The organism is Actinomycetospora corticicola (assembly GCF_013409505.1).
GTDB classification, from domain to species: Bacteria; Actinomycetota; Actinomycetes; order Mycobacteriales; family Pseudonocardiaceae; genus Actinomycetospora; species Actinomycetospora corticicola.
In genome coordinates this window covers 426,830-440,748 of sequence record NZ_JACCBN010000001.1, presented here as the reverse complement: position 1 = coordinate 440,748, position 13,919 = coordinate 426,830, and the positions used below count along the sequence as shown (strand labels likewise).

Below are 13,919 nucleotides of genomic sequence, written 5' to 3'. Positions count from 1 at the left end.
ATCACCCGGTCGAGCGGTCCTGATCAGCGGAGGTTGAGCGCCCGGAGCGCGGCCGGCCCGGACGCCGCCGGCTCCAGGACGGTCCGCGCCGCCGACTCGAGGCGCGGGAACACGGCCCGGTAGTGGTCGAGCGGGAGCCCGAGGTACTCGCACAGCAGCAGGCGCAGCAGCGTCTGGTGCGCGACGACCAGCACCCGGCCGTCCGGCCGGTCGGCGACGACGCGGTCGAGGACCGGCCGGGCCCGCGCGACGGCGGCATCACCGCGCTCGCCGTCGGGGAACGGGCACGACGACGGGGCGGCGAGGAACGCCTCGAGCGCCTCGGGGAAGCGGTCGGCCATCTCCGGTCGGGTGAGGCCGTCCCCGGCCCCGAAGTCGACCTCGACGAGGTCCGGCTCGACGACGAGCGGACAGCCCGCGGCCGCGGCGGCCGGTTCGGCCGTCCGTCGCGCGCGGGAGAGCGGGGAGCACACCACCGCGTCGAGCCCGGCGTCGGCGGCCCACGCCGCGAGCGCGTCGGCCTGCTCCAGCCCGCGCGCGGTCAGGGCCACGTCCGTGCGGCCGGCGTAGCGGTTCCCGTCGTGCCACTCGGTCTCGCCGTGGCGCACCAGCACCAGTTCGGTCACGCCTGCACCCATCCCCGCTCCACCAGGGCCGCCCGGAAACGGCCGTAGCGATCCTCGAGCGCGGCGTCGGGCCGCGGGTCATAGGTCTCCTCGGTCGCCGTGGCGCGCACCGCGCCCGCCGCGACCACGAGGTCCGGCTCTCCCCCGTCGGCCGTCACCGCCGCCCGGGCCAGCACCGCCATCCCGACGGCGGGTTCGGCGTGCTCGGGCCGCACCAGCGGCACGCCCAGCGCGTCCGCCCGACGCTGGTTCCACCAGCGGTTCGCGGTCGCTCCCCCGCTGATCGACCGGGTCCCGGACACGTCGGCCCCGAGCGCGGCGACCCGCTCGAAGGCGAGCCGCTCGACGAAGGCGATGCCCTCGGCGAGGCCCGCGAACGCGGCGGTCTCCCCCACGGCGGCGGCAAGCTCGTCGAGAGGCCGCGCCGACCCGGCGTCGGGAAGGAAGAAGCCCTCGGCCTCTGGAGCGTCGAAGGGGAAGCGCTCGCCCCGCCCGCGCAGCGGCAGCACCACGGGCGGGTGCACGGCCTCACGGCCGAGGGCCTCGGTGACGGCGTCGAAGCGTGCCGGGTCGACGACGTCGGACAGCACGGCCGCGCCGGTGTTCGACGCCCCGCCCGGCCACCACCAGCCGCCCTGCGGACCGCGGTGGCAGTAGACGGTGCCGCCGGGGTCGCGGACGAGATCGGTTGCGACCCCCTTCAGCACCAGCGTCGTGCCGAGCACCGCGTTCCACTGCCCGGGGGCCACCGCCCCCGCAGCGAGCTGTGCGGCGCACCCGTCGGTCATCCCCGCGACGACGGGCGTCCCGACGGCGAGCCCGGTCCGGTCGGCCGTCGCGCGCCCCACGCCCCCGAGGACGCCGCCCGGTGCCACCACCGCGGGCAGCGTCGTCGGATCGAGGCCGAGGGCGTCGAGGACCTCGGTGGGCCAGCGCCCCGTCAGCGCGTCGTACCCGGTCTTGAGGGCGGTCGAGGCGTCGGTGGCGGTCACCGTGCCGGTGAGGTGCGCGGTCACGACGTCGGTCTGGTGGCGGTACCCGGGCGACGGGTCGAGCGCGAGCAGCGTCGGCAGCGCCCAGGAGTCGCCCACCCGGTACCCGAGGCGGGACCACACCTCGGCGCCGACCTCCCGCACCCGCGCGGCGTGCCCGTGGCCGCGCGCGTCGTCGTACATGACGCCGGGGCCCGTCGGATGCCCGGCGTCGTCCGCCGCGACGACGGTGCCGGAGGTCCCGTCGACCGCGATCCCGGCGACCGCGCGCGGGTCGGCGAGCCCGCCGACGACCTCCGCGAGAACCGCGTCGACGGCGCGGCACCAGGCCGCCGGGTCCTGCTCGTGGCGGGCGGACCCGTCGTCGGCGCGCCACCGGCGGCTGGTCAACGGCCGCGCGGCGACGCCGGCGGACCCGTCGTCGTCGATCGCGGCGGCCCGGACGCTCTGCGTGCCGAGGTCGACCCCGATCCACACCGGCCCGCTCACGCGGGGGCCCCGGCCTCGCGCCGCCGGGCGACCGCCGGGTCGACGTCGGAGCGGATCACCAGCGACAGCGCCGCGACGAGGAGGTACATCACGCAGTAGGCGATCACCACGCCCCCGCCGCCGAACAGCGGGAACAGGGCCGTGACGGTGAGCGGGCCGAGCAGCGCCGCGCCCCCGGCCCCGGTGTTGAGCACGGCCAGCGCCGCCCCCTTGTCCTTGAGCTCGACCATCGAGGGCATGAGCGCGGAGAGCGGGACGAAGCCCGCGAGGACGATGCCGTACACGGCGCCCAGGATGGCGGTGACCAGGAAGCTCTGCGAGGCGATCGCGCCGAAGTACCAGAGCGGTACCGCGACGGCGCAGCCCAGACACCCGAACACCGTGACCGTGCGCCGCCAGCCGAAGAAGTCGCCGAACACCCCGAAGAACAGGTTGGCGCCGATGTTCGCGGCGTAGGCGACGGTCGCGAGGACGGCGACCTGCGCCGTCGTCAGGAACCCGCCGCCGGGGGTCTCGGGCCCGAAGACGAACGGGAACATCGCGAAGAAGCCGTACTGCGGGGCGGTGTTGACCAGCCGGACGAAGAAGCCGGCGATGGTCCGCCTGTCGCGCCACAGGATGTCGACGCCCTCGGTGAGTCGGCGCAGGCTGGTCGGGTTCGGCATCGAGGCGTCGGCGATGGGCCGCAGCCCCTGCGGTTCGGTGACGGCGAAGCAGCCGATCGCCGCCCCGACCGCGACGATCACCAGCGAGATTACGAGCGTGCCGTACTCACTGATGCCGAGCGGGCCGATCGCGATCGCGGCGAACGCGGCCCCCAGGGTCGGCAGCTCGCCGGTGAAGGCGAACCAGAACCAGCCCGCTGCCGAGCCGCGCATCCGCGGCCGGGCGATCGTCTGGATCCACACCAGGAGGGCGAACGCGAACAGCGGATAGGCCAGGCCGCGCACGGCGTAGGTGGTGATGATCAGGCCGGCGTCCTGGGACGGGATGGCGACGAACAGGAACACGATCTCGAGCACGACCCAGATCGCGGCGCCCAGCCACATCACGCGGCGCGGGCCCCAGATCGCGGAGAGGGTCCCCGAGAACCACGACGCCACGAGCGCCGCGACGCCGTAGAGGGTGACGGTGGCGAACGAGGCCTGGGCCCCGTCGAGGCCGCCGCCGGTCGGCGAGGCGAGGAAGGCGGACAGGAAGCTGGTCTCGACGCCGTCGCCGATCATGAAGATCAGGACACCAACGAACCCCCAGCGCAGGGGGTACGGGATGCCCCACCGTTCGATCCCGGTGAGGGGTGCGTCCGCGGTCGTGGTGCTCATGAGTGCGCCCTTCTGTCTGAGTGCGGCGCATCACATGTAACAAAAAATCTGTGAAGTTCACAAGCGAGCAGGACTAACGACCGACCTCCGCGACCGTGACCCGGGTGTGCTCGCCCATCTCCTCGAGGAGGGCGGCCGTCATCCCGGCGTCGACGACGAGGTCGTCGAACGCCGACAGCGGCCGCAGGTGGTGCAGCGCGCGGCGGGGCGCCTTGCTCGAGTCCATGAGCAGCACGCAGCGGTCGGCGACCTCGAGCATCCGGCGTTTCACCACGACGATGTCCTGCTCCTGGTGGAAGGTCATCGACCCCGTCATCGAGGACGTCGAGACGAACGCGGCGTCGACCGACACCGCCTCCACCGCCTCCAGACAGCCGACCCCGCCGAACGAGTCGTGCGTGCGCGAGTAGTCCCCGCCGAGCGCGAGGAGCCGGATCTCGGGCAGCCCCTTGAGCAGCTCCAGCGCCGGCAGGTAGTTGGTGACCACGGTGAGCGGACCGACGTCGGCCAGGCGTTCTGCCAGCGCCAACGCCGACGTGGAGTCGTCGAGCATGATGGATGAGCCGGGCTCGACGAAGGCCAGGGCCGCGTCCGCGATCGCGTTCTTCTCCGCCCGGCGCACGGTGCGCCGGTAGTCGGAGTGCGACTCGAACACCGACGTCGGCTGGGCCGACACCCCGCCGCGGTACTTCCGCACCAGGCCGCGGCGGACGAGCTCGTCGACGTCGCGGTGGACGGTCATCAGGCTGACGCCGGTGAGCTCGACCAACTCGGCGGCGCTGGCGGAACCGGCCCCGAGCACGTGGTCGACGATCCGTTGCTGCCGCGCGGCGCGGGAGCGTCCGCCCCGGCCCGGGTCCGCGTCGCTGCTCACCGGCCCAGCATTCCCGGACGCGCGGGCGCGAGCACGCCTCCACCCCGGCGTCGCTCCGATGAGGTCCGTGACGAGCCTTCCTTGATCACATTTTGAATGTTAACTTCACAGAGACACGGGAGGGAGTCCCATGATCGAGCGATCCCGTGCCGTCGTGTTCGACCTCGACGGCGTGCTCGTCGAGAGCGAGCACCTCTGGGAGGAGATGTGGACGCGGTACGCCGCGTGCCACGACGTCCCCTGGACCGCCGTGGACACGACGCACGTGCAGGGCATGAGTGCGCCCGAGTGGTCGGCGTACCTCGCCGCCCGGAGCGGCGGTGACGCCTCCGCCTGCGAGCGCGCAGTGGTCGACGGCATGGTCGAGGCACTCGAGGACGGTCGGATGGAGCCCTACGACGGAGCGAGCGGGATGGTCCACGACGTCGCGGCGCGGGTCCCCGTCGCGCTCGCGACGTCGGCCCCGCGCCGACTGGTCGACGCCGTGCTCGTCGTCCACGGACTCGCCGACGCGTTCCGGTCCACCGTGTCCTCCGCCGAGGTCGACCACGGCAAGCCCGCCCCCGACGTCTATCTCGAGGCCGCCCGGCGGCTCGGCGTCGATCCCGGGGACTGCATTGGGGTCGAGGACTCGGGCAACGGCATCCGCGCCGCCGCTGCGGCGGGGATGACCGTCGTGGCGATCCCGAACCCCTCCTACCCGCCGAAGCCGGAGGCACTGATCCTCGCGGCCCGCCGCACCGACAACGTCGCGGCCGCGCACCGCGCGATCGTCGACCTGCTCTCCGCCCGCTGACTCCACCCCCGACACCGCCCGACACCGCCCGACACCGCCCGACACCGCCCGACACCGAGAGGAGAGCCACCCGATGCTGCGTGTGCTCGCCGCAGGAGACCACTTCGTCGCCCCTGAGACCTTCCTCGACGCCCTGCGGGCCGAGGACGTCGGCGAGTTCGAGCCGACCACTCTGACCGCCGGCTGGCCCCAGGAGCCCTTCGGCGAGGTCGGGTCCGGGGACAGCGTCGTCCACGAGGCCTCCGGCACCGAGGACGACCTGATCGCCGCCCTCGACGGCGTCCGCGTCTGTCTCACCCAGATGGCGCCCTTCACGGCGAAGGTCTTCGAGGCCCGTCCCGAGCTGGAGATGGTCGCGGTGTGCCGGGGCGGGCCGGTCAACGTCGATCTCGCGGCGGCCGACGCCGCCGGGGTCGCCGTGGCGCAGGCCCCCGGGCGCAATGCCGCGGCCGCCGCCGAGTTCGCCGTCGGGATGGTCCTGGCCGCGCTGCGCCGGATCCCGCTCGCCGCTTCCGAACTGCGGGCGGGTCGGTGGCGCGGGGACTTCTACGACTACGACGAGGCCGGCCTCGAGCTCGACGGCGCCACCGTCGGGCTGGTGGGCTACGGAGCGATCGGGCGGATCGTCGCGCGGGTGCTGCGGGCCTTCGGGGCCACGGTGCTCGTCTCCGACCCCTACGCGCCCGACGAGGAGGGCATCGAGCTCACCGACCTCGACGACCTGCTGCGACGCTCGGGCGTGGTGTCCCTGCACGCCCGGCTGACCGACGAGACCCGCGGGATGATCGGGGCCCGCGAGCTGGAGCTCCTCCCCCACGGCGCGGTCCTGGTCAACACCGCCCGCGGCGGGCTGCTCGACTACCGCCCGCTGCCCGCGGCGCTCGAGTCCGGGCGACTCGGAGGTCTCGCCCTCGACGTGTACGACGTCGAGCCGCCTCCGCCGGACTGGCCGCTGCACACCGTCCCGAACGTCGTCGCGACCCCGCACCTCGCCGGGGCGACCCGCCAGACCGCGCACCGGGCCGCCACCATCGCCGCCGGTGAGGCCGCGCGCTTCCTGCGCGGTGAGGCGCTGCGCCACCCGGCCACCACGGTCGGGGGGAAGCAGTGATCATCGGACTCGACGTCGGCACCTCCATGACGAAGGCCGACGCCTACGACGACGACGGGTCGAAGCTCGCCTCCGCCGAACGCGCCTCGCGGCTGTACCAGTACGAGGACGGGCGCGTCGAGCAGGATCTCGAGGACGTGCTGGCGAGCGCGGCCGACGTCGTCCGCCGGGTGGTCGAGGAGGCCGGGCGTCCCGTCCGTGCCGTCGCGATCACGGGGCAGGGCGACGGGCTGTGGCTGCGCGACGCCGACGGGTACGCCACCCGCCCGCCGATCTCCTGGCTCGACGACCGGGCGGCCGACACGGTGCGCGCCTGGCAGGCCGACGGGACGGTGCAGCGGGTCTACGGCCGGACCGGGTCCGGGCTCTTCCCCGGCTGCCACGGCCCGCTGATCCACCACCTCGCGCGGCACGAGCCGGAGAGCCTGGAGCGGGCGCGGGTCGCCGGGTACTGCGTGGACGCCCTAGTCCAGCGCCTGACCGGCGAGATCACCGTCGACGCCTCGGACGCGACGCTGCCGTTCCTCGACGTCACCACCCGCCGCTACGACGACGAGGCCATCGCCGCCTGCGGGATCGACGGGTACCGCCGGCTGTTCGCCGAGCCCACCCCGGCGGGCACCGTGCTCGAGCTCGACCGGCGCGGTGCCGAGCTCCTCGGACTCCCGGCCGGGACCCCCGTGGCCGGGGGCCCGTTCGACCTGCCTGCCTGCGCGATCGGGGCGGGCCTGTCCCGGCCCGGCGACGGGCTCCTCATCCTCGGCACCACGCTGGCCTGCGAGGTCTTCACCGACACCGTCGCCATCGATCCCGCCGACGAGCCCGCCGGGATGTGGATCTGCACGCCCGACCCGCAGGAGTGGCTCCGGGCGATGCCGGCCATGGTCGGGACCGCCGGGCTGGACTGGCTCCTGGGCCTGCTCGGCGTCGGGATCGAGTCCCTCGGCGACCTGCTGGAGGGCACGACGCCGGGGGCCGGGGGCGTCTCCGCCCTGCCGTTCCTGTCCGCCTCCGGCGAGCGCGCGCCGTTCCTCGACACCCACGCCCGCGGGCAGCTCGAGGGCGTCACGCTGTCGACCTCGCGCGGGCAGGTGGTGCGGGCCGTGTGCGAGGGCATCGCCTACACCGCGCGGAACTGCTTCGAACGCGCCCGGGAGAACACCCCGCCCGGCGGGCGCCTGGTCGCCTGCGGCGGCGGCTCGCGCTCCGGCCCCTGGGCGCAGGTCTTCGCGGACGTGCTGAACACGCCGCTGGTGGTGCCGGACGATCCCGGACTCGGGACCCGCGGCGCCGCCGTGGCCGCCGCCCGCGCCCTCGGCGACGACCTCGACCCGGCGGACTGGGCGGCGCCGTCGCGCACCGTGGAACCAGGCCCCGATGCCGAGCAGTGCTACGCGCCGGGGTACCTGCGCTATCGCGCCCACGTGGACACCGCACGGGACTTCTGGGCCCGGCAGGCCGAGGGGTTCCGCCGCCCGGCCGCGGGTACAGCCGCGCCGTGACCGATCCTGCGTCCGACGAGGCGTCCGACGAGGCGTCCGACGAGGCGCTCGACGCCGCCCGCGTCGCCGTGGCCGAGCACGCCCGCCGGCTGGTGGCCGACCGTCTCGTGGCGGGCACCGCCGGGAACCTCAGCGTGCGGGTGGGCGACCTCGTGGCCGTCACGGCCTCGGGCGTCGCCTACGACACCATGACCGCCGACGACGTCGTGGTCGTCGACCTGGCCGGGACACCCGTCGTCGGGAGCCTGAGGCCGACGAGCGAGCTGCCGCTGCACCTGCTCTGCTACACCCGCCACGGGGCCTCCGCGGTGGTGCACACGCACTCGGCGGCGGCGGTCGCGGTGTCCCTGCTGCGCGACGACGTGCCGCTCGTGCACTACCAGACAGCAGTCTTCGGCGGGGCCGTGTCGGTCGCGGAGTACGCCCCGTACGGCACCGACGAGCTCGCCGCGAACACCTCGGCCGCGCTCGCCGACCGCACCGCGGCCGTCATGCGCCACCACGGCACGATCGTCCTCGGGCCCTCGCTGCGAGCGGCCTACGACGGCGCCGCGCACCTCGAGTGGCTCTGCGACGTGTGGCTGCGTGCCTCCGCCGTCGGGACGCCGCGGCTGCTCTCGACGGAGCAGGTCGACGACGTCGTCGAGCGCTTCCGGGGCTACGGGCAGCGCTAGGGTCGGCGCCGTGCGGACGGCGCTGCGCTTCGCCGCGCCGGGCCTCGCGGCCGCGGTGATGCTGCTCGCCGCGCAGCTGCTCGACGACCGGGCCGTGCTCTTCCCCGAGGCGGTCGCGCTCGGCTACGGCCTGTGGGCGCTGCGGCGGTCGGCCTGGGCCTGTCCGGTCCCCCTGGTCGCGATCCCGACGACGGGTGCGGTGCTCGGCGTCGTCGCCGCGAACCTCCCCGGACCGTGGTGGTGGCGGGCCGCGGCGGCACTGGCGGTGATGGTCCTGGTCCTGCACGTCGTGCGCAGTCCGCTGATCCCCGCGGTGTCGGCCGCCGTGCTGCCGGTGGTGTTCGACCTGCGCGGGATCGGCTACGTCCTCGCCGTCGCGGTGTGGTGCGCGTTGCTGGCCGCCAGCGTCAGTGGCACAAGGACGCCGCGCGCACCGGCGTGGCCCGGCGGACGACTCGCCGTGTTCGTGGTGGCGGCGGCCGTGTGGATCGCCGTCGTCGGACTCGCCGGGCTGCCGCCGCTGCTCAGCGCTCCCCCGCTCCTGGTGGCCGGCCTGGAGTTCACCGCCCGGGGTGGCCGGCCGCTGTCGTGGTCGACCGCGCGCCGGGTGGCCCTGCTCGCCGCGGCGGGAGTGCTGGGAGCCGTCGCCGCCGGTCTCCCCGGTCCGACGTGGGTCTACGGCGGGGTCGGCGTGGTGCTGGTCGTGGGGCTCGCGGCGCTGGTCCGCGAACCGTTGACCCCCGCCGCCGCCCTGGTGCTGGTGCCGTTCGTGGCCGGCACCGCGGACCCGCTCCTGGTGGGCGGCGCCTTCGCGCTCGGAGGTCTCGTGCTGACCGTCGTGCCGGCCGCCCTGGTCAGAGCAGGAGAACGGCGGCGATGGAAGCCAGCACGAGGATGACCGCCACGACGAGGACCGCCGTCGTGCCCACGCCGCCGAGCGGCGTCGCGGGGACCTGCCCCCCGTCGTGTGCCGACGAGCCGGAGGCGGTCCCTGCCTTGTTGGTGCTGAAGTTGGTGAACGAGTCGCCACCGAGTCCGCCACCGCCGGTCATCCGACGACGCTAGCAGCGGAAGATCCCCCGTCGAGTGGTGTGCCGCCATCGTTTCCCGACGACGGTCACCTACGACCCCCGTGCGCGCGATGACGCCACGTGAGCGGCCCCCGCGCGCACGATTCGACCCGATCGCGGCTCGCTCCATGATCAACAGTCCCTCATCGGTCCGACCCGGGCCCCGCCAGACCCATGAGGGACTGTTGATCATGAGGCGAGCCGGACGGCGATCATGTTCATCGCGGTCCCGGTGAACACCGCGCGGTCGTCGTCGGTGAGCACCTCGACGGCGGTCCGGACGATCCCGCGGTCGGGCTTCGAGCGCGAGACCCGCGACTCGACGACGGTCGTGCGCAACCGCACTGCTTCACCCGGACGCAGCGGGGCGGGCCAGCGCAGCTCGTCGATGCCGGGGGACGCCAGGCTCGCGACGGCCGAGATGTAGTGCGCGCAGTACATCCGCATCATCAGCCCGGCCGTCTGCCACCCGCTCGCGATGAGCCCGCCGAAGGGGCCGGTCTCGGCCCACTCCGGGTCGGTGTGGAGCCGCTGCGGGTCGTACTGCCGGCCGAACTCGACGATCTCCTCGGCGGTCACCGAGAGCTTCCCGTACTCGTAGGTCTCGCCCACGACGTAGTCGGCGAACCACCGGTCGTCGATGGGAGCTCGGAAATCCGTCGCGCTGAGTACCTCGGTCACAATCGCGATCATGGCACCGACCGGTGCTCGAGACCTCCCTCGCCCGCCCGCCACACGACGACGCGGCGCACCAGGATGCGCAGCGACAGCGAGAACGTCTCCCGCCACGCCGCGAACGACTGGTCGCCGAGCGCCTCGGCGTACTTCGCGGCGAAGGCGTCCTCGCCGGACGGGCGGTCGTCCAGCTCGGCCCGTCCCTCCAGCAGCACCACGTCCGTGCCGTGCGCCGCGGTGTCCAGGTGCAGGGCGACGGCCGGGTCCCGGCGCAGGTGCGCCACCTTGGCCGTGTCGGGTCGACTGAAGACCGTCACGGTCGGGTCCGACCAGCGGAACCACACCGGCACCGCGTGCGGCCGGCTCGTGGCCAGCCAGATGACGGGCTCGGCGTGGAGGCGTTCGTGGGCGTGGGCCAGGAGCGGGTCGTCCGGGTCGAGCAGCATCGTCGGTCCTCCCCGTCGTCGTACCGGACGAGCAGGATGCCCGACTCAGCCCGCCAGCGGACCCCCGTCAGCGAAGAGGCGGGCGAACCGCTCCCCCATCGACCGGTGGGTCGCGGCGTCGGGGTGCAGGGCGTCGGGCAGCGGCAGCCCGGGCTCGTCGGCCTCGCCGTAGAGCTCCCGCCCGTCGAGGTACGCGAGGTGCGGATCGTCCGCGCGCTGGGCCACGACGGCCGCGAGCAGCTCGCGGATCACGCGCAGCGTCAGCCGACCGGCCGGCACGTCGGCCGGGTCGCCGGTCGCGGCGAAACGCGTGCGCCCGTCGTCGAGCAGCATCGTGCCCGGGCCGGGGGTGTCCTCGTGGATCGGGCAGAGGATCGGCGACACCAGCAGCAACGGGGTCGTCGGGTGTCCCTCGCGGATGGTGTCGAGGAACCCGTGGACGGCGGGGACGAAGGCCCGACGGCGCATGACGTCGCCGTTCACCACGTTGATCCCGAGCTTCACGCTGATCACGTCGGCCGGCAGGTCGCGGATCGTCCGGGCCACGAACGGGTCGACCATCGCGCTGCCGCCGAACCCGAGGTTCGTCAGCTCCACGCCGGCCGTCCGGGCCGCGACGGCGGCCCACGTGCCGGTCGGGGACGCGGCGTTCGAACCGTGGCTGATGGAGCTGCCGTGGTGCACCCAGCGCCGCCGGCCCGCTCCCGACGCCGGGTGCAGGGGCGCGTCCGCCCGGACCGCGACGAGGTCCGTGGTCTCGTGGGTCGGGAGCCAGATCTCGACGTCGTGCTCCCCGGGCGGGAGCTCGAAGCGCACCGTCCCGGCCGGACCCGTCGTCGTGACGACCTCCCCGGTGCGGGGGTCCATCTCGACGCCCGTGCCGCCGGTGGTGCTCGCGGAGGCGATGGGCGCGCCGTCGACGACGAGGTCGTAGACACCTTCGGGGCGCGGCGGCAGCCCGCGGTAGGAGTAGACGGTGCGGTGGGTGTCCAGCTCGACGGCCGACGCCGCCGTACGGACGGCGAGCCGCACGCCCGAGGGCTGGGACTCGGCCATCGCCAGCTGGGGCTCGACGTTCTGCGCGCGGGCCCACGCGGGGAGCCGGTGCGGGCGCAGCCCACGCTCGGTGGGTTCCAGCTCGAGGGCGCCCCGGATGAGATCGGGCGTGAGATCGACGGCGAACACGAGGGCGCACCGTACGGCCCGCCACGGCTGCGCCGCGCGCGGATTCAGAGGTCGCCGACGAGCTCGGTGAGGGACGCCACCTGGCGCGCCACCGGCAGGGTCACCGCCGACACCCCGATCACCCGGCATCCCGCGGCCGCCGCGGCGAGGACCCCCGGCGGCGAGTCGTCGAGCGCCACGCACTCCCCCGGCCGCAGACCGAGTCGGCGCGCCGCCTCCAGGTAGAGGTCCGGTGCGGGCTTCGGCGCCAGCGGCGGCGCGAGGCCGACGACCGCGACGAACGCGTCCCGCAGCCCCAGCGCCTCGAGCTGCGCGGCGACCAGGTCGGTGGGGCTGTTCGTCGCGACCGCCAGGGGCACCTCCAGCGACCGCACCAGCTCGGCCGCTCCGGGCATGAGCCGGACCTGCTCGAACCGCTCCCGGTACGCCGTCAGGATGTCGTCCTCCGTGACCTCCCGCCCGGCGCGGGCGCTCAGCCGGGTCATGGCGGCGCCGGTGTCGAGCCCGTGCAGCGACCGGTCGTCCGCCTCGGTCCAGCCCGGTGCCACGGCGGCCGCGGCCGCCCGCCACACCGGCGCGGTGTCGGCGAGCAGCCCGTCGAAGTCGAACAGGACTCCGGAGACGGAGCGCAGCGGAGCTCGACCATCGACTCGAGTCACGGCGCGACCACGATCAGGGCGATGAGCGAGTGCCCTACGCCGAGCCCCGGCGCGGCGCCGTGTTCCAGGGCGCAGAGATCCGCCGCCAGCACCCGTCGTCGGGAAGGGTCGCTCCCCAGCGCCGCCTCCTGCTCCGTCGCACGGTCGAGGCGCGCGTTCCACAGCGCGGCGAAGGCCGCGAAGAAGCTCTCCACCTCCCGCGGGGCGGGTCCCGACGGCGGGTCCAGGCGCAGGTCGGCGAGGTCGGGTCCGGTGTCGCCGTCGTGGAGGGCGTTGACCAGACCGCGGTAGTCGGTGAGGCCGGGGTGGAAGGCCGCGGTGCTCGTGTGGCGGCCGACGGTGATCGAGCGGTCGTGGAACTCGAGCGCGGCGAGCGGGACGTCGGCCTCGAGGACGGCCGCGTCGATCGTCCAGCGGGTGTGGGTGCTCATCGGCGCGGCGACCGGGTCGTCGCCCGCGCCCTGGAAGAACGACATCCGGTAGTCCCACCGCTCGTCGTCCCAGTGGGCCGGCCACTCCATCGACCAGCGGCCCAGGGTGTCGACCACGAGCGCGGTCGGGCGGTCGCGACGCGCGGCGGCACGCAGCAGGCGGACGAGGGTGGTGCGGAAGTCGTGGTGGTCCAGGTGCGACCAGGGGGCGCCGGCGGAGAGCCACAGGTCGGGCGCGAGGTCGAGGTCGTCCCGGACGTCGGCCTGCAGGAACCGGACGCCGTCCCGGCCCTCGTGGGTGGCGCCCGCCGTCGTGATCATCTCCGGGTCGGGGTCGAGTCCCAGGTAGTCCAGCGGCCGGTCGGTGATCGCCTCCAGCAGCGCGAGGCCGTCGCCCGTGCCCGACCCGACGTCCACCACGCGCACCGGGTCACCCTCGACGAAGCCCAACGCGCGGGCCAGGATGCGATGGTTGACCGGCTCCTCCCAGTGCCGCTTCACCGGATCGCGGCGGCGCGGTGAGAGGTAGTGGGCGGACGCTCCCGCGTAGGAGGTGGTCATGATCGACATGGTGCCCCCATCGCCGCCGAGGAGGATCTCCACGTGACCGAGGACCCGTACGCCTTCGCCGACTCCGTGTGGATCGACGCCACCCCGCACCACGTGTACGACGTGGTCTCCGACATCACCCGCCACGGCGAGTGGAGCGAGTTCACCCGCTCCTGCGAGTGGGAGGACGCGACCAGCGCCGTCGTCGGGGCCCACTTCACCGGCCACAACTCCCGCCCCGGCCGCGACTGGTCGACCCGCAGCGAGGTCGTCGCCGCCACGCCGGGGCAGGAGTTCGCCTGGGAGGTGCGCGACGGCTTCGTCCGCTGGGGCTACACGATGGCTCCCGACGGCGGGGGCACGCGGCTGACCCAGAGCTGGGAGTTCCGGCGCGTGGGGCGCGAGTACATCCGGGAGACCTTCGGCGAGGACGGCGTCACGCTGCGGGTGAACGACGCGCGGACGTCGATCCCGGCGACCCTCGAGCGGATCAAGAAGGTCATCGAGGGCTGAGCGCT

16 protein-coding genes are annotated in these 13,919 nt (G+C 74.5%); 6 read left to right on the top strand and 10 right to left on the bottom strand.

Translation table 11 applies throughout. The features are described from left to right. Positions 1 to 23: 23 nt before the first annotated feature. From BJ983_RS02140 to BJ983_RS02125, 4 genes are all read right to left on the bottom strand, one after another. Positions 24 to 638, bottom strand: coding sequence for a histidine phosphatase family protein (locus BJ983_RS02140; RefSeq protein ID WP_218890059.1), 615 nt, complete (start codon positions 636 to 638; stop codon positions 24 to 26). Then, positions 623 to 2,107, bottom strand: a complete 1,485-nt coding sequence (locus tag BJ983_RS02135; RefSeq protein WP_179792285.1) for an FGGY family carbohydrate kinase — start codon at positions 2,105 to 2,107, stop codon at positions 623 to 625. Before BJ983_RS02135 ends, BJ983_RS02140 begins: the two co-directional genes overlap by 16 nt. Continuing rightward, positions 2,104 to 3,429 (bottom strand): RbtT/DalT/CsbX family MFS transporter, encoded by a 1,326-nt coding sequence (locus tag BJ983_RS02130; protein ID WP_179792284.1) that lies wholly within the window; start codon positions 3,427 to 3,429, stop codon positions 2,104 to 2,106. The genes BJ983_RS02135 and BJ983_RS02130 overlap by 4 nt, the downstream gene beginning before the upstream one ends. Positions 3,430 to 3,502: 73 nt before the next feature. Then, positions 3,503 to 4,303: a DeoR family transcriptional regulator gene (locus BJ983_RS02125; protein ID WP_179792283.1), complete on the bottom strand. Its 801-nt coding sequence runs from the start codon at positions 4,301 to 4,303 to the stop codon at positions 3,503 to 3,505. A gap of 130 nt (positions 4,304 to 4,433) precedes the next feature. On the opposite strand from BJ983_RS02125, the gene BJ983_RS02120 reads away from it, so the two are divergent. From BJ983_RS02120 to BJ983_RS02100, 5 genes are all read left to right on the top strand, one after another. Next, positions 4,434 to 5,099, top strand: coding sequence for an HAD family hydrolase (locus BJ983_RS02120; protein ID WP_179792282.1), 666 nt, complete (start codon positions 4,434 to 4,436; stop codon positions 5,097 to 5,099). A 76-nt stretch (positions 5,100 to 5,175) separates the two neighbouring features. Next, complete coding sequence (locus tag BJ983_RS02115; protein WP_218890680.1) at positions 5,176 to 6,210, top strand: 2-hydroxyacid dehydrogenase; 1,035 nt, start codon at positions 5,176 to 5,178, stop codon at positions 6,208 to 6,210. Then, positions 6,207 to 7,712 (top strand): FGGY family carbohydrate kinase, encoded by a 1,506-nt coding sequence (locus BJ983_RS02110; RefSeq protein WP_179792280.1) that lies wholly within the window; start codon positions 6,207 to 6,209, stop codon positions 7,710 to 7,712. Before BJ983_RS02115 ends, BJ983_RS02110 begins: the two co-directional genes overlap by 4 nt. Continuing rightward, positions 7,709 to 8,386, top strand: a complete 678-nt coding sequence (locus BJ983_RS02105) for a class II aldolase/adducin family protein (protein WP_425484734.1) — start codon at positions 7,709 to 7,711, stop codon at positions 8,384 to 8,386. Before BJ983_RS02110 ends, BJ983_RS02105 begins: the two co-directional genes overlap by 4 nt. Before the next feature lie 10 nt (positions 8,387 to 8,396). Next, positions 8,397 to 9,284, top strand: coding sequence for a hypothetical protein (locus BJ983_RS02100; protein WP_179792279.1), 888 nt, complete (start codon positions 8,397 to 8,399; stop codon positions 9,282 to 9,284). On the opposite strand, the gene BJ983_RS02095 is transcribed toward BJ983_RS02100, so the two are convergent. The 6 genes from BJ983_RS02095 to BJ983_RS02070 form a co-directional block, all read right to left on the bottom strand. After that, positions 9,241 to 9,438, bottom strand: coding sequence for a hypothetical protein (locus BJ983_RS02095; RefSeq protein ID WP_179792278.1), 198 nt, complete (start codon positions 9,436 to 9,438; stop codon positions 9,241 to 9,243). The two genes, BJ983_RS02100 and BJ983_RS02095, sit on opposite strands and share 44 nt — an antisense overlap. Positions 9,439 to 9,645: 207 nt before the next feature. Next, a complete protein-coding gene (locus BJ983_RS02090; protein WP_425484733.1) occupies positions 9,646 to 10,137 on the bottom strand; it encodes a MaoC family dehydratase in 492 nt (163 codons plus the stop codon). 8 nt (positions 10,138 to 10,145) lie between these two features. Then, on the bottom strand, positions 10,146 to 10,577 hold the full coding sequence (locus BJ983_RS02085; protein ID WP_179792276.1) for a pyridoxamine 5'-phosphate oxidase family protein: 432 nt from the start codon (positions 10,575 to 10,577) through the stop codon (positions 10,146 to 10,148). Between the two features lie 45 nt (positions 10,578 to 10,622). Further along, a complete protein-coding gene (locus BJ983_RS02080; RefSeq protein WP_343053628.1) occupies positions 10,623 to 11,762 on the bottom strand; it encodes a GDSL-type esterase/lipase family protein in 1,140 nt (379 codons plus the stop codon). Between the two features lie 44 nt (positions 11,763 to 11,806). Further along, entirely contained in the window at positions 11,807 to 12,421 is a 615-nt protein-coding gene (locus BJ983_RS02075) for an HAD-IA family hydrolase (RefSeq protein ID WP_179792274.1), read from the bottom strand. Further along, on the bottom strand, positions 12,418 to 13,413 hold the full coding sequence (locus tag BJ983_RS02070) for a class I SAM-dependent methyltransferase (protein WP_179792273.1): 996 nt from the start codon (positions 13,411 to 13,413) through the stop codon (positions 12,418 to 12,420). The genes BJ983_RS02075 and BJ983_RS02070 overlap by 4 nt, the downstream gene beginning before the upstream one ends. 42 nt (positions 13,414 to 13,455) lie before the next feature. Here BJ983_RS02070 and BJ983_RS02065 point away from each other — a divergent pair, with 42 nt between their 5' ends. Then, positions 13,456 to 13,914 carry an SRPBCC family protein gene (locus tag BJ983_RS02065; RefSeq protein WP_179792272.1) on the top strand — a complete coding sequence of 153 codons (459 nt, stop codon included), beginning with the start codon at positions 13,456 to 13,458 and terminating at the stop codon, positions 13,912 to 13,914. Positions 13,915 to 13,919 lie beyond the last annotated feature (5 nt).

Excerpts from the sequence above, each read along its gene's own strand:
- BJ983_RS02140 (WP_218890059.1), bottom strand. The coding sequence starts at position 638 with ATGGGTGCAGGCGTGACCGAACTGGTGCTGGTGCGCCACGGCGAGACC.
- BJ983_RS02130 (WP_179792284.1), bottom strand. The coding sequence starts at position 3,429 with ATGAGCACCACGACCGCGGACGCACCCCTCACCGGGATCGAACGGTGG.
- BJ983_RS02120 (WP_179792282.1), top strand. The coding sequence starts at position 4,434 with ATGATCGAGCGATCCCGTGCCGTCGTGTTCGACCTCGACGGCGTGCTC.
- BJ983_RS02095 (WP_179792278.1), bottom strand. The coding sequence starts at position 9,438 with ATGACCGGCGGTGGCGGACTCGGTGGCGACTCGTTCACCAACTTCAGC.
- BJ983_RS02085 (WP_179792276.1), bottom strand. The coding sequence starts at position 10,577 with ATGCTGCTCGACCCGGACGACCCGCTCCTGGCCCACGCCCACGAACGC.
- BJ983_RS02070 (WP_179792273.1), bottom strand. The coding sequence starts at position 13,413 with ATGACCACCTCCTACGCGGGAGCGTCCGCCCACTACCTCTCACCGCGC.